Genomic DNA, 13500 nt, shown 5'->3' with positions numbered 1-13500 from the left:
CCTCGAGGGCTCGTCCCCGAGGTGCGCTGATCTCATCCTTGCGGTGGAGGACTTCTGCCGAGCGGCTCGCCTACGGTGTGAGCGAGGGCATGCGCATCGCGCGGCGCCCCGCCTTCCGAGAGGACCAGCGCCGTGCCCGAGCAGCAGGATCAGACCGCCCAGATCGACGCGCCCGAGCTCCCGGCAGCGCCCCAGCATGCGGCGACCCCGCGGGAGGCGCGCCGCGCCGCGCAGCGGCAGGCGCGGCTCGAGCAGGTCGAGCGCACCCAGCTGCGGAAGGCCGAGAAGGCCGCCCGCGGCCCGGGCGCCTGGCGCACCTGGGTGCTGCCGGTGCTGAAGCTGATCGTCGCCGTCGCGATCGCGATCGCGCTCGTGAAGCTCGCGTTCTTCCCCGATCAGCAGGCGGCCGTCGACGACGGCGGTCTGCTGCCCGGCGCCTCGTTCGAGCAGCCGCTCATCGGCGTCGAGCGAGGCTCGATCGAGAACGCCGTGTCGATCGACGGCGCCGTCGCTCCGGTCGATGCGGTGCCCGTGCGCTCGACCCGCGCCGGCACCGTCGCCCGCGTGGTCGCGGTTGACGGCGCCCAGGTCGCCGCGGGCGACGTGCTCTACACCGTGCGGGTCGAGACCCCGGCGGTGCCCTCCGCCGACGGCACCATCGGTGCGCCCACGGCGCGCACCTTCGAGATCGCCTCGCCCGCTGCCGGCACGCTGACCGACTTCGCGCTGCTCGTCGGGCAGACCGTCGACATCGCCACCGAGACCGGCAAGGTGCAGCCTCCCGCGCACCTCATCCGCGCCTCTGTGGGCGCGGCCGAGCAGTACCGGCTGACGACGCAGCCCGAGGCCGCGACGATCACCATCGACGGCGGCCCCGCGCCGTTCGAGTGCACCGGGGTGCGCATCGCGCAGCCGACCGGGGAGGCCGCCACGACCGGCGGCACCGCGACGCTCACCTGCGCGGTGCCCGCCGAGGTGCGCGTCTTCGTCGGGCTCGCGGCGAAGGTGCAGCTGACCGCGGGCGCCGCCGCCGACGTGCTGCTGCTGCCGACGACCGCCGTGCTCGGCAGCGCCGACACCGGCATCGCTTTCCGGCCCTCCGCGACCGGCGGCGACCCCGAGGAGGTGCCGATCGAGCTGGGCCTCTCCGACGGCACCATGGTCGAGGTGCGCGCCGGCCTCGCGGAGGGCGACGAGGTGCTGCAGTTCGTGCCCGGTGCCGCCGACCCCTGCGCCGACCCCATGACCGCCGATCCCATGCTCTGCGGCTTCTGATGCTGCTGCACCTGCGGGGCGTCACCCGCCAGTTCGCGACCATCGACGGGCCGTCGCTGCAGATCCTGCGGGGCGTCGATCTCGACGTGGCGGTCGGAGACCGCGTCTCGATCGTGGGCCGCTCCGGCTCCGGCAAGTCGACGCTGCTCAACATCCTGGGGCTGGTCGACCAGCCGACGACGGGCCTGGTCGAGCTCGACGGCGAGCCGATGGTGCTCATGAGCGGGCGCGAGCGCGACCGGCTGCGGGGCCGCACCGTCGGGTTCGTCTTCCAGCAGTTCAACCTCATCGAGGGGCTCACCGCTGCCGAGAACGTGGCCGTGCCGCTGCACTACGGCGCCGGCCGCCGCTACTGGCAGCGCGCCAGGCTCGCGCGCGAGATGCTCGACCGCGTCGGCCTGGGCCACCGCGTCGACACCGATGCGACCCACCTCTCGGGCGGCGAGCAGCAGCGCGTCGCCATCGCCCGCGCGCTGGTGCGCCGGCCGCGGCTCATCCTCGCCGACGAGCCGACGGGCGCCCTCGACATCGACACCGGCGGCCGCACCATGGACCTGCTCGACGAGGTGGCGACCGAGGCGGGCGCCGCGCTCGTGACGATCACCCACGACCTCGCCGTCGCCGCCCGCGCCCGGCGTGTGCTGCGGCTCGAGGGCGGGCGACTGCACGCGGTCGAGGCGGCCGCGCTCGAGCAGGTCGCTTCGTGACCGACGTCGTCGCCGCCATCCAGGACGCCTGGACCGAGCTGCGCATCCACCGCGGCCGCGTGCTGATGAGCCTCATCGGCGTGACGGTCGCGATCGCCGCGCTCACCGCATCCGTCGCCATCGGCGAGCTCGCGCGCTCGTCGCTGCTGGAGTCGATGGAGTCGCAGGGAGGCCGCCCGGCCACGATCACCCTGTGGGCCAACGGCTCCTCGCCCGAGGCGCCCAGCGCGAGCGAGAGCCTCGCGGCCATCGGCGCGATGGAGGCCGCGGTCGACCGCTACCGCGTCGACTACGCGACCGTGCGCACGAACGCATACCTCGGCGTCACGGGACCGACCGGCACGCAGCAGGTGCAGCTCGAGGGCGCAGAGCCCGACTGGGCGGTCATGCACCACCTGCCCGTCTCCGACGGCCGCTTCCTGGTCGAGAGCGATCGCGTGCGCCTGGCGCCCGCGATCGTGGTCAACCGCGGCCTGCTCGACGGGCTCGGCGGCGGCGGCCTCGACGCGCACCGCACGGTCGAGGTGGGCGGCACGACCGCGGTGATCGTCGGGCTCGTCGACCGCGGCATGGGCGACGACTGGCCGCAGGCGTGGATGCTGCCGCGTGACGTGATCCGGGTCGCCGACGCCGCGGGCTCTGCGGCGATGGGCGGGCAGCTGAGCCTCGAGGCCTGGGTGCCGCCGGAATTGGCCGACGAGGGGCTGCGCGTGCTGCGGCAGGATCTGCGCGGCGCGCTGCCGGGCACCATGGTCGACGGCAGCCGCTCCGACTGGCAGGCGTTCGAGGGCTACGACCCGCTGCTGCCGCTGCAGCTGACGCTCGTCGGCACCGCCGCGGTCATCCTGCTGCTGGGCGCGCTCGGCCTCGTCACCGTCGCGGTCGTGTCGATCCGGCAGCGGGTGCGCGAGCTCGGCATCCGCCGCGCGTTCGGCGCCTCGCGCACGCGCGTGTTCGTCGCGGTGATGCTGGAGTCGGTCGTCGGCACGGTCGTGGCGGGTGCGATCGGCATCGCGATCTGCATCTTCGCCTACCGGCTTCCGGTGGTCGAGGAGGTGCTGACGCAGGGCATCGGCGGGGTCGCCCTGCCGGGGTTCCCGATGGCCGCGGCCGTCACAGGGCTGCTCGTCTCGGCCGCCGTCGGCGCGCTCGCCGGCAGCATCCCCGCGACGATCGCGGTGCGCTCGAAGGTGATCGAGGCCATCCGCTTCTGACTCCGGAGCGCCTCCGCGCGCCTGTCGGCGCCTGCATCTAGGGTGTGCGCCTGTCCAGATCCACGCCGACGCGCCCGCGATCGAACAGCACCGCCTCGAAGGGCAAGACGACCGGCGCGACCACGAAGGTGCAGCGCACCCGGCAGACGTCGGCGCAGCCGGTGTTCGAGGATGCCGGCCCCGGCGTCGCTCAGCGGGCCTGGATGGGCCTGGCGCACGCCACGGGCGGCGCCGCGCGCGTGTTCGGCCGCGAGTCGCTCGCCAAGGAGGAGCGCCGCGACGGCGTGCCCTTCCTGCTGACGATCCTCGCCGTCGCCGGCGCCGTCGTCGAGTGGATCCTGCCCACGAGCCCGGTCGCGCAGGCGATCTCGGCCTACACGCTCGGCGGCCTCTTCGGCCAGGTCGCGATCGCGCTGCCGGTGGTCTTCGTGCTGCTCGCGCTGTGGATGTTCCGCCACCCCGCATCGGTCAGCGACAACGGCCGCGTCGGCGTCGGCCTCGCGCTGCTGCTCACCTCGGTGGCCGGCCTCACGCACGTGCTGCTCGGCATGCCGGATGCGTCGCTCGGCATGCCCGCGCTGGCGGACGCGGGCGGCATCCTCGGCTGGGTCGCCTCGGCGCCGCTGGCCGCCCTGCTCACCCCGATCGGCGCGGGCATCGTGTGCGGCGTCATCGCGCTGCTCTCGGTGCTCGTCGTCACGAAGACCCCGCCCACTCGCATCCCCGAGCGGCTGGCCGACCTCTACGGCTACCTGTTCGGCGTCGAGACAGGCACGCCGGAGGAGCGCGACGAGGCCCGTCGCGCCCGCAAGGAGGCGAAGGAGCTCGCGAAGGCCGAGGAGGCCGCCGAGGCCGAGGCAGAGGCAGAAGAGCTCGAGGGCGCCGACGCGCTGCCGTTCTGGCGTCGCAACTCGACCGGCCGCGAGGTCGACCCCGCCTACGACACCCCCGTGATCATCGACCGCGAGCAGCCGACCACCCGCGTCGGCGAGGGCGGCGCGAAGCCGGGTCTCAGCCCCGTGCCCGCGGCGACCCCCGAGCCGCTGCCCCCGCTGCCCGACGACGAGCACGACGACTACGCCACCGCGGTGCTCGCCTCGCTCGAGCAGGCAGAGGAGGCGATGCGAAAGCACACCGGTGAGGTCGGCACGGGCGAGATCGGCGCAGGTGAGATCGACGGAGGCGAGATCGGCGCCGGCGAGGCCGGTGCCGGCGATGCCCCGGCTGTCTCCGCCCCCGTGCCCGTGCGCCCGTACCGCCTGCCGTCGATCGCCTCGCTCGCGCAGGGCGACCCGCCCAAGGCCCGCTCGGCCGCCAACGACGAGATCGTCGCCGCCATCACCCAGGTGCTCGACTCGTTCAGCGTCGACGCCAAGGTCACCGGCTTCTCCCGCGGCCCGACCGTCACCCGCTACGAGATCGAGGTCGCGCCGGGCGTGAAGGTCGAGCGCGTCACCGCGCTGTCGAAGAACATCTCGTACGCCGTCGCCTCCAACGAGGTGCGCATCCTCTCGCCCATCCCGGGCAAGAGCGCGATCGGCATCGAGATCCCGAACCCCGACCGCGAGACGGTGAAGCTCGGCGACGTGCTGCGCTCCCGCGCCGCCGCCGACTCGAAGCACCCGATGACGATCGGCATCGGCAAGGACGTCGAGGGCGGCTACGTCGTCGCGAACCTCGCGAAGATGCCCCACCTGCTGGTCGCCGGCTCGACGGGCTCGGGCAAGTCGTCGTTCGTCAACTCGATGATCACCAGCCTGCTGATGCGCTCGACGCCCGCCGACGTGCGGATGGTGCTCGTCGACCCGAAGCGCGTCGAGCTCACCGCCTACCAGGGCGTGCCGCACCTGATCACGCCCATCATCACGAACCCCAAGAAGGCCGCAGAGGCGCTGCAGTGGGTCGTGAAGGAGATGGACATGCGGTACGACGACCTCGCGTCGTTCGGCTACAAGCACATCGACGACTTCAACAAGGCCGTGCGCGGCGACGAGATCGTGCTGCCCGCGGGCAGTCAGCGGGTGCTGAAGCCCTACCCGTACCTGCTGGTGGTCGTCGACGAGCTCGCCGACCTGATGATGGTCGCCCCGCGCGACGTCGAGGACTCGATCGTCCGCATCACGCAGCTCGCGCGCGCCGCCGGCATCCACCTGGTGCTCGCCACCCAGCGCCCGTCGGTCGACGTCGTCACCGGCCTCATCAAGGCCAACGTGCCCAGCCGCTTCGCGTTCGCCGTCTCGAGCGTCACCGACTCGCGCGTCATCCTCGACCAGCCGGGCGCCGACAAGCTCATCGGCCAGGGCGACGGCCTGTTCCTGCCGATGGGCGCCAACAAGGCGATGCGCGTGCAGGGCGCCTGGGTCGACGAGGCCGAGATCCAGCGGGTCGTCCAGCACGTCACCGGTCAGGCGCGGCCCGAGTACCGCGACGACGTCGCCGAGGTGGCCGAGAAGCGCGAGATCGACGGCGACATCGGCGACGACCTCGAAGACCTCTGCGCCGCGGCCGAGCTCGTCATCTCGACGCAGTTCGGCTCCACCTCGATGCTGCAGCGCAAGCTGCGCGTCGGCTTCGCCAAGGCCGGCCGCCTCATGGACCTCATGGAGTCGCGAGAGATCGTCGGCCCCTCGGAGGGCTCGAAGGCGCGCGACGTGCTCGTGCCGCCGGAGGGGCTGGCCGGCGTGCTCGCGTCGCTGCGCGGCGAGGGGCCGCCGCCGGCGCCCGCCGCAGCGGCGAGCGCACCGGCACCGGCACCCGCGGTCGACGCCGCACCCGCGCAGGCCGACGCATCCGACGGGTTCGACGACGGCGACGACGGGGCCGCCTGGGTCGACACCGACGACCGCTACAGCGACCCCTTCGACGAGGCGAACCGCGACGGGCTCGAGGTCGTCGAGGCCGAGGGCGACGACGACGACGACGCCTGGTCGCTCACCGGCCGCGACTGAGCGATAGCCTCGCCGCATGGGGATCATCAGCCCGTGGCGCGGTCGAGTCTGGCGCCGCGGCGACGAGCCGGCGAGCGTCGCGAGCGTGCCGAACATCATCTCGGTGGTGCGCATCCTGCTGACGCCGCTGTTCGTGGTGGTGGCGCTGCTCAACCCCGAGCCCGGCCTGCTGCGCACACTGGCCGCTGTGCTGTTCGCCGTGCTGATCGCCACCGACTTCGTCGACGGCAAGATCGCGCGCGACCGCGGGCTCGTGACCGACTTCGGCAAGCTCATCGACCCGATCGCCGACAAGGCGATCACCGGCAGCGCCTTCGTGGTGCTGTCGATCCTCGGCGAGCTGCACTGGTGGATCACGATCGTGGTGCTCGTGCGCGAGATCGGCATCACCGTCTACCGGCTGGTGGTCGCGAACCAGGTGGTGATCGCGGCCGACTGGGCCGGCAAGGCGAAGACGATGGCGCAGGCGATCGCGCTGCCGCTGGCGCTGCTGCCGCTGCAGGCGTGGGTGGGGCCGTGGGGCGTGTGGGTCTGCGTGATCACCATGACGATCGCGGTGGCGCTGACGATCTACTCGGGGCTCGAGTTCGTCTGGCACGCGGTGAGGAGTCGGTGATGGATGCGCTGCAGACGTCGGGCAGGCTCGTCGCCCGCGCCGCCTCCCGCGGCATCTCGATCGCGGTGGCCGAGTCGCTCACCGGCGGTCTGGTCGCCGAGACGCTGGTGCGCACGCCCGGGGCTTCGGCCGTGCTGCGGCTCGGGGTCGTCGCCTATGCCACCGAGATGAAGCACCAGGTGCTGCGCGTGCCGGCCGACCTGCTCGCCGAGCGCGGCCCGGTCGACCCCGCGGTGGCGATCTGGATGGCGCGCGGCGTGCGGCAGCTGGCGGCGCTCGACCGCGGAGCGTGCACCATCGGCGTGGCGACGACCGGCGTCGCAGGTCCCGGGTCCCAGGACGACCACCCGCCGGGGGAGTTCCACGTCGGCATCGAGATGCTGACCGTGCACGGACCGGTGTCGCTCGCCGCCTCGCACCTCGTGCGCGGCGATCGCGAGACCGTGCGCAGGCTCGCGCTCGAGGCGGCGCTGGCACGGCTCGACGCGGCGCTCGCGCGGCCCGACCTCGTGATGCACAGCGAATCCACATCGTGACCAGGGGCTACGTCGGAATGCCGGATGTGATGCTTGCGTTGTCACATCTCGTACGGCATCGGACGTTTCGCAGCAGCAGGCGACTACGATGATGCATCCACGGTGAAGGGGGAGACCATGGTGCTGGTTCGACAGGAGATCGGCGACGTGCTGCGCGACGTCCGCCTGCGGCAGGGCCGCACGCTCCGCCAGGTCGCCTCGCGCGCCTCGGTCGCCCTCGGCTACCTCAGCGAGGTCGAGCGTGGGCAGAAGGAGGCCTCGAGCGAGATCCTCGCGTCGGTGGCCGACGCCCTCGACGTGCCCCTCTCCCGCATCCTGCGCGAGGTCGGCGACCGGCTCGCCGTGCTCGAGGGCCTCAGCTTCGGCGACCTCGACCACCTCGGCACGACGGTCCCCGACACGCTGCCCGACGAGCTGGTCGCCCAGTTCGACGCCGTCCACTGAGCGCGGGTCGACAGGTCCACGGGTGAGGGCGAGCGAGCTGCAGATCGCGATCGACGAGGAGTTCGGAGCGCTGGGCGCTGCCCTGATGGCAGACCTGGCGCTCCGCGGCCTCGGCGGTCGCACCGCCGCGGAGGCGCTGGCCGCAGGCGTGCCTGCGCGGCAGGTGTGGGCCGCGATCTGCGAGGCGAAGGACGTGCCCGTGTCGCGTCGGCACGGCCGTGGCATGCGGGCGCCGCAGCGCTGATCCGTCGCGGCAGAGGCTCCCGACACGCCGCCCGACGTTCGAAGACTCGTTCGATCCGCGCGTAGTGTGATCTGCACGAGGACGCCCGTCATCCACAGCCGGGCGCCTGGGCCGCACGCATGTCAGCGGTCCGACGTAGCGTGAGCGCACCACCAACGGAAGGCCCTGCAATGCCCACACCTGCAGACCGCGACAAGTCGCTCGAAGCGGCGCTCGCGCAGATCGATCGTCAGTTCGGCAAGGGATCGGTGATGCGCCTCGGCAGCGAGGATCGCGCACCGGTCGAGGTCATCCCGACCGGCTCCATCGCGCTCGACGTGGCGCTCGGCGTGGGCGGCCTGCCCCGCGGCCGCATCGTCGAGATCTACGGCCCGGAGTCATCGGGCAAGACCACGCTCACGCTCCACGCGATCGCCAACGCGCAGCGCGCGGGCGGCATCGCCGCGTTCATCGACGCCGAGCACGCGCTCGACCCCGAGTACGCCAAGAAGCTCGGCGTCGACATCGACGCGCTGCTCGTCTCCCAGCCCGACACCGGCGAGCAGGCGCTCGAGATCGCCGACATGCTGATCCGCTCCGGCTCGATCGACCTGATCGTCATCGACTCCGTCGCGGCGCTGGTGCCGCGCGCCGAGATCGAGGGCGAGATGGGCGACAGCCACGTCGGCCTCCAGGCACGACTCATGTCGCAGGCGCTCCGCAAGCTCACCGGCGGTCTGAACCAGACGCAGACGACGATGATCTTCATCAACCAGCTGCGCGAGAAGATCGGCGTCTTCTTCGGCAGCCCCGAGACCACGGCCGGCGGCAAGGCGCTGAAGTTCTACGCTTCGGTCCGCCTCGACATCCGCCGCATCGAGACGCTGAAGGACGGCACCGACGCGGTCGGCAACCGCACGCGCGTCAAGGTCGTGAAGAACAAGATGGCACCGCCCTTCAAGCAGGCGGAGTTCGACATCCTCTACGGCGTCGGCATCTCGCGCGAGGGCAGCCTCATCGACTTCGGCGTCGACCACGGCATCGTCCGCAAGTCGGGCGCCTGGTACACCTACGACGGCGACCAGCTCGGGCAGGGCAAGGAGAAGGCGCGCCAGTTCCTGATCGACAACGCCGACATCGCCGCCGCCATCGAGCTCCAGATCCTGCAGAAGCTCGGCATCGGCGCGCACGCGGTCAAGGAGGCGCCCGCGGTCGAGTCGCTCGACGCCCACAGGCAGGAGCGAAAGGGCGCGTGAGCGACCGCGACCAGCTCGCCGGCGTCACGCGGCTCTCCGCCTGGATCGCGGAGCGCGGCGAGGGCGCCGACGAGCACGTCGGTCCGCTGGAGGATCCTGCGGCCGACGATGAGCGCGACGTGGAGCGCGTCAACGAGGAGGCGGCGCGCTCGATGGCGCTCCGCGCGCTCGGGAGGCGGGCGGCCTCCCGGCTCGAGCTCGACCGGTCGCTCGCGAAGCGCGATGTCGAGACCGATGTGCGCGCGGCCGTGCTCGACGGCCTCGAGCGCGACGGCTATCTCGACGACGCGCAGCTCGCGCGCGACGAGGCCGAGCGCCTCCGTGAGCGCAAGCAGCTGGGGGAGCGCGGCATCGTGGCCGAGCTGCGCAAGCGAGGGCTCGACCCGTCGGTGCTCGACGAGCCCGACCGCGATGACGAGCTGCAGCGGGCGATCGACGCGGCAGCCGACCGACGTCGCAGGATGGGCTCGCTCGACGACGAGACGGCTGAGCGACGCCTGGCTGCCTGGCTGCAGCGGCGAGGCTTCAGCGGCGGCGCCGTGCGCATCGCGATCGAGCGCTCGCGGCCGCGCGGACCGCGGTTCCGCTGAGTCGATCCCGAGTGCGGCGTGCTCGCAGACAGCCAGCACCGGCGCGGGCTACGTTTGTGCCCATGAAGACGACCAGGTTCCTCGCGCTGCCGGCGATCGCAGCAGCCTCCATGCTCGCGCTGACGGGCTGCATCCAGCTCCCGCCGGTCGTGGGTTCCTCGACCGGCTCGCAGGCTCCCGCCGGCGAGGTGGAGGAGCTCGCGGGCTCCAGCTGGAGCGGCAGCATGCCCGGCATCGCCGACCCGTTCGGCTTCACGCTCGCTGACGACGGCACGATCGACATCACGGTGTGGGGCGACTCGGGCCAGACGTACGACTCGTCCGCCGACGTCTGGTCGGGCGACACCGGCGATCTGGAGATGACCATCACCGGGCTCGAGAACGACACCTTCGACGTGACGCTGACCGGCACAGCCGCTGACGGCCAGATGCAGCTGTCGGGCGAGGGCACCAACGGCACCTCCTACACGCTCAACGCGACGCAGGGCTGATCCGCACGGCGCTGGGCTGATCCGCGCAGCGCTGGGCTGATCCGCACGGCGCTGGGCTGATCCGCACGGCGCTGGGCTGATCCGCGCGGCGCTGGACTGATCCGCGCAGCGCCGGGCGCGGCATCGCCCGAGCGTTCTGCAAGGGCCCTTGTCGCCACCCAGCGGCGGTCGTACGGTCTGGCCATGAAGGCAGCACTCGCCGCGGCGGTCGTCGTCGCGCTGACCGCGACGGCCTGCGCGTCGTCGCCAGCGCCGCCAGGCTCGACCACGTCACCCGTCTCGAGCACGTCCGCGTCGGACGAAGCGTCGGCCAGTCCGACCGCCGAGGCGCTGCCGCGCGTCGAGACGCTCAGTGAGATCGCCGGCACCCGCTGGGGAGGCCGCGACTCGGAGGGCGACAGCGTCACCTTCGACTTCGAGGAGGGCGGGCAGCTGACGTACTTCTCCTTCGGCGAGCGCTACAGCCGCGAGGGAGACACCTGGAGCGCCGACGGCGACACGCTCACCTGGCTCGTCACCTTCGGCGGCCCCTACGGCACCTGCACCTACGTCGGGGCCTTCGACGCGGCGGCGCAGACGATCAGCGCGCCGTACACCTGCTCAGCGAGCGATGCACCGAGTGGCACGATCGAGCTCGAGCAGCGACCGGGCTGACGCCGCTCCGCGTGCCGCTCGGTACCCTGGAGGCATGCCCACGACGACCGCGCCACGCACCTACGAGGTCAAGACCTTCGGGTGCCAGATGAACGTGCATGACTCCGAGCGGCTGCGCGGATCGCTCGAGGAGGCCGGCTACGCCGAGGCGCTCGACGGTGCGCCCGACGTCATCGTCATCAACACCTGCGCGGTGCGCGAGAACGCCGACCAGAAGCTCTACGGCCACCTCGGCTACCTCGCGAAGACCAAGCGCGAGCGGCCCGGCTTCCAGATCGCCGTCGGCGGATGCCTGGCGCAGAAGGACCGCTCGACCATCATCGAGAAGGCGCCGTGGGTCGACGTCGTCTTCGGCACCCACAACATCGGGTCCCTGCCGACCCTGCTCGAGCGCAGCCGGCACAACGGCGAGGCCGCGGTCGAGATCCTCGAGTCGCTCGAGGTCTTCCCGTCGACGCTGCCCACCAAGCGGGAGTCGACCTACGCCGGCTGGGTCTCGATCTCGGTCGGCTGCAACAACACCTGCACGTTCTGCATCGTGCCGTCGCTGCGCGGCAAGGAGCGCGACCGCCGCCCGGGCGAGATCCTCGCCGAGGTGCAGGCGCTGGTCGACGACGGTGCGATCGAGGTCACGCTGCTCGGTCAGAACGTGAACTCCTACGGCGTCGAGTTCGGTGACCGGCTCGCGTTCGGCAAGCTGCTGCGTGCGGCCGGCGACATCGACGGCCTCGAGCGGATCCGGTTCACGAGCCCCCATCCGGCGGCCTTCACCGACGACGTCATCGACGCCATGGCTGAGACCCCGGCGGTCATGCCGCAGCTGCACATGCCGCTGCAGTCGGGCTCCGATCGCGTGCTGAAGGCCATGCGGCGCTCCTACCGCTCCACCAAGTTCCTCGGGATCCTCGACCGCGTTCGCGAGCGCATCCCGAACGCCGCCATCACGACCGACATCATCGTCGGCTTCCCCGGCGAGACCGAGGAGGACTTCGCCGAGACCATGCGGGTGGTCGAGGCGTCGCGATTCGCGTCGGCCTTCACCTTCCAGTACTCGATCCGGCCCGGCACGCCCGCCGCGACGATGCCCGACCAGGTGCCCAAGCAGATCGTGCAGGAGCGCTTCGAGCGGCTCGTGGCGCTGCAGGACCACATCGCGTTCGAGGAGAACCAGCGGCAGGTCGGCCAGGTGGCGCAGGTGCTGGTCTCCGTCGGCGAGGGCAAGAAGGATGCGGAGACGCACCGGCTCTCCGGCCGCGCCGAGGACAACCGGCTGGTGCACTTCGCGCCCGGCGAGCATGCGCCGCGCCCCGGCGACGTCGTCACCGTGGAGATCACGCAGGCAGCGCCGTTCCACCTCATCGCCGATGCGGGGCCGCTGGCGCTGCGCCGCACCCGTGCCGGCGATGCCTGGGATCGCGCCGAGGCCGACTCCTGCGCCGTGCCGAGCGGCGTCGCGACGCCCGGCAGTGCCCGCGGGAGCGTCTCGCTGGGCCTGCCGACGCTCCGCGTCGGCACCGGAGCCTGAGCGGCAGGAGACCCGCAGCGGGCTGCTTGCCCACGCACATCCCCGGGTGTACGGTGCGCGCAAACACCGTTATGGGAGGAGCCCGTCATGGGCGTTCCGCACACCGCTCGCCACGCGCTCGCCGTCCTCGCGGCTGCAGCGCTCGTGCTCTCGGGATCGGTCGTCTCGGCGACCGCTGCGCACGCCGCTCCGCCATCACAGGTCGCGCGCATGGCGGCACTCGGCGATTCGATCACGCTCGGGGTCTCGTCGTGCAGCAGCTGGTCGGGCTGCGCGCAGAACAGCTGGGCCACGGGATCGAGTGCCGGCGTGGCATCGCACCTGCTGCGGCTTCGGGCCGCCGGCGCCACGAGCCTGGTCGCCTACAACGACGCGGTCTCCGGTGCGCGCTCCTCGGCACTCGACGCGCAGGCGCAGAACGCGGTCCGGCAGAACGCCCAGTACGTCACGATCGAGATCGGCGCCAACGACGCCTGCACCCGCACGGTGGCCGAGATGACGCCCACCGCGACGTTCAGGACCAACGTCCAGACTGCGCTCGGCACCCTCGCCGCCAGCCCGGCCGCCCCGCAGATCTTCGTCGCGAGCATCCCGAGCCTGCAGCGCCTCTATGAGGTCAACCGCACCAGCAGCAGCGCCAGGATCACCTGGAGCCTGCTGCGCATCTGCCAGTCGATGCTCGCGAACCCCAGCAGCACGCAGCCGGCCGACGTGCAGCGACGCGCCGCTGTGCAGCAGCGGGTGGACGAGTACAACGGCGCGCTGCAGGAGGCGTGCGCGGCGGTGGTGGGCTGCCGCTACGACGGGGGCGCGGTCGCGGCCTATGCCTTCGCCAGGACCGACATCTCGACGCGCGACTACTTCCACCCCTCGGCCGCCGGCCAGGCGCGCCTGTCGAGCATCACCTGGCCGACGACGCAGTGGGCGGCGCCGTGAGCCCGTGCTGGGCCGCCGCAGCCGTGGCTACGCTGGGGGCATGCCCCTGACGCCAGCACCCGTCTGCTCGATGCCGAGCATCCCC

General features: G+C 72.4%; 14 protein-coding genes. All 14 read left to right on the top strand.

Going from position 1 to position 13500, the window contains the following annotated elements; genetic code table 11:
• Positions 1–132: 132 nt before the first annotated feature.
• The 14 genes from Q9250_RS05555 to Q9250_RS05490 all read left to right on the top strand — a co-directional run bounded on the left by Q9250_RS05555 (position 133) and on the right by Q9250_RS05490 (position 13415).
• Complete coding sequence (locus Q9250_RS05555; RefSeq protein ID WP_306233590.1) at positions 133–1275, top strand: efflux RND transporter periplasmic adaptor subunit; 1143 nt, start codon at positions 133–135, stop codon at positions 1273–1275.
• Positions 1272–1982: an ABC transporter ATP-binding protein gene (locus tag Q9250_RS05550; protein WP_422665096.1), complete on the top strand. Its 711-nt coding sequence runs from the start codon at positions 1272–1274 to the stop codon at positions 1980–1982. The genes Q9250_RS05555 and Q9250_RS05550 overlap by 4 nt, the downstream gene beginning before the upstream one ends.
• Positions 1979–3196, top strand: a complete 1218-nt coding sequence (locus Q9250_RS05545; protein WP_306233588.1) for an ABC transporter permease — start codon at positions 1979–1981, stop codon at positions 3194–3196. Before Q9250_RS05550 ends, Q9250_RS05545 begins: the two co-directional genes overlap by 4 nt.
• 50 nt (positions 3197–3246) lie before the next feature.
• Positions 3247–6144, top strand: coding sequence for a DNA translocase FtsK 4TM domain-containing protein (locus Q9250_RS05540; RefSeq protein WP_422665095.1), 2898 nt, complete (start codon positions 3247–3249; stop codon positions 6142–6144).
• A gap of 16 nt (positions 6145–6160) precedes the next feature.
• Positions 6161–6760 carry a CDP-diacylglycerol--glycerol-3-phosphate 3-phosphatidyltransferase gene (gene pgsA / locus Q9250_RS05535; protein ID WP_306233587.1) on the top strand — a complete coding sequence of 200 codons (600 nt, stop codon included), beginning with the start codon at positions 6161–6163 and terminating at the stop codon, positions 6758–6760.
• Positions 6760–7296 (top strand): CinA family protein, encoded by a 537-nt coding sequence (locus Q9250_RS05530; RefSeq protein ID WP_306233586.1) that lies wholly within the window; start codon positions 6760–6762, stop codon positions 7294–7296. Before pgsA ends, Q9250_RS05530 begins: the two co-directional genes overlap by 1 nt.
• 117 nt (positions 7297–7413) lie before the next feature.
• Positions 7414–7740: a helix-turn-helix domain-containing protein gene (locus tag Q9250_RS05525; RefSeq protein WP_306233585.1), complete on the top strand. Its 327-nt coding sequence runs from the start codon at positions 7414–7416 to the stop codon at positions 7738–7740.
• Positions 7741–7762: 22 nt separating this feature from the next.
• A complete protein-coding gene (locus tag Q9250_RS05520) occupies positions 7763–7984 on the top strand; it encodes a DUF3046 domain-containing protein (protein WP_306233584.1) in 222 nt (73 codons plus the stop codon).
• Between the two features lie 170 nt (positions 7985–8154).
• On the top strand, positions 8155–9219 hold the full coding sequence (gene recA, locus Q9250_RS05515; protein ID WP_306233583.1) for a recombinase RecA: 1065 nt from the start codon (positions 8155–8157) through the stop codon (positions 9217–9219).
• Positions 9216–9809: a regulatory protein RecX gene (locus Q9250_RS05510; protein ID WP_306233582.1), complete on the top strand. Its 594-nt coding sequence runs from the start codon at positions 9216–9218 to the stop codon at positions 9807–9809. The genes recA and Q9250_RS05510 overlap by 4 nt, the downstream gene beginning before the upstream one ends.
• Positions 9810–9871: 62 nt before the next feature.
• On the top strand, positions 9872–10300 hold the full coding sequence (locus tag Q9250_RS05505; protein WP_306233581.1) for a hypothetical protein: 429 nt from the start codon (positions 9872–9874) through the stop codon (positions 10298–10300).
• A gap of 183 nt (positions 10301–10483) precedes the next feature.
• On the top strand, positions 10484–10954 hold the full coding sequence (locus Q9250_RS05500) for a hypothetical protein (protein ID WP_306233580.1): 471 nt from the start codon (positions 10484–10486) through the stop codon (positions 10952–10954).
• 34 nt (positions 10955–10988) lie between these two features.
• A complete protein-coding gene (gene miaB, locus Q9250_RS05495; protein WP_306233579.1) occupies positions 10989–12479 on the top strand; it encodes a tRNA (N6-isopentenyl adenosine(37)-C2)-methylthiotransferase MiaB in 1491 nt (496 codons plus the stop codon).
• A gap of 87 nt (positions 12480–12566) precedes the next feature.
• Positions 12567–13415 carry a GDSL-type esterase/lipase family protein gene (locus Q9250_RS05490; protein ID WP_306233578.1) on the top strand — a complete coding sequence of 283 codons (849 nt, stop codon included), beginning with the start codon at positions 12567–12569 and terminating at the stop codon, positions 13413–13415.
• Positions 13416–13500: the final 85 nt, after the last annotated feature.

Origin of the sequence: Agrococcus beijingensis (genome assembly GCF_030758955.1) — a bacterium.
GTDB classification, from domain to species: Bacteria; Actinomycetota; Actinomycetes; order Actinomycetales; family Microbacteriaceae; genus Agrococcus; species Agrococcus beijingensis.
Note: the sequence above shows the minus strand (reverse complement) of the source record. Positions and strands in the feature narration are given on the sequence as shown.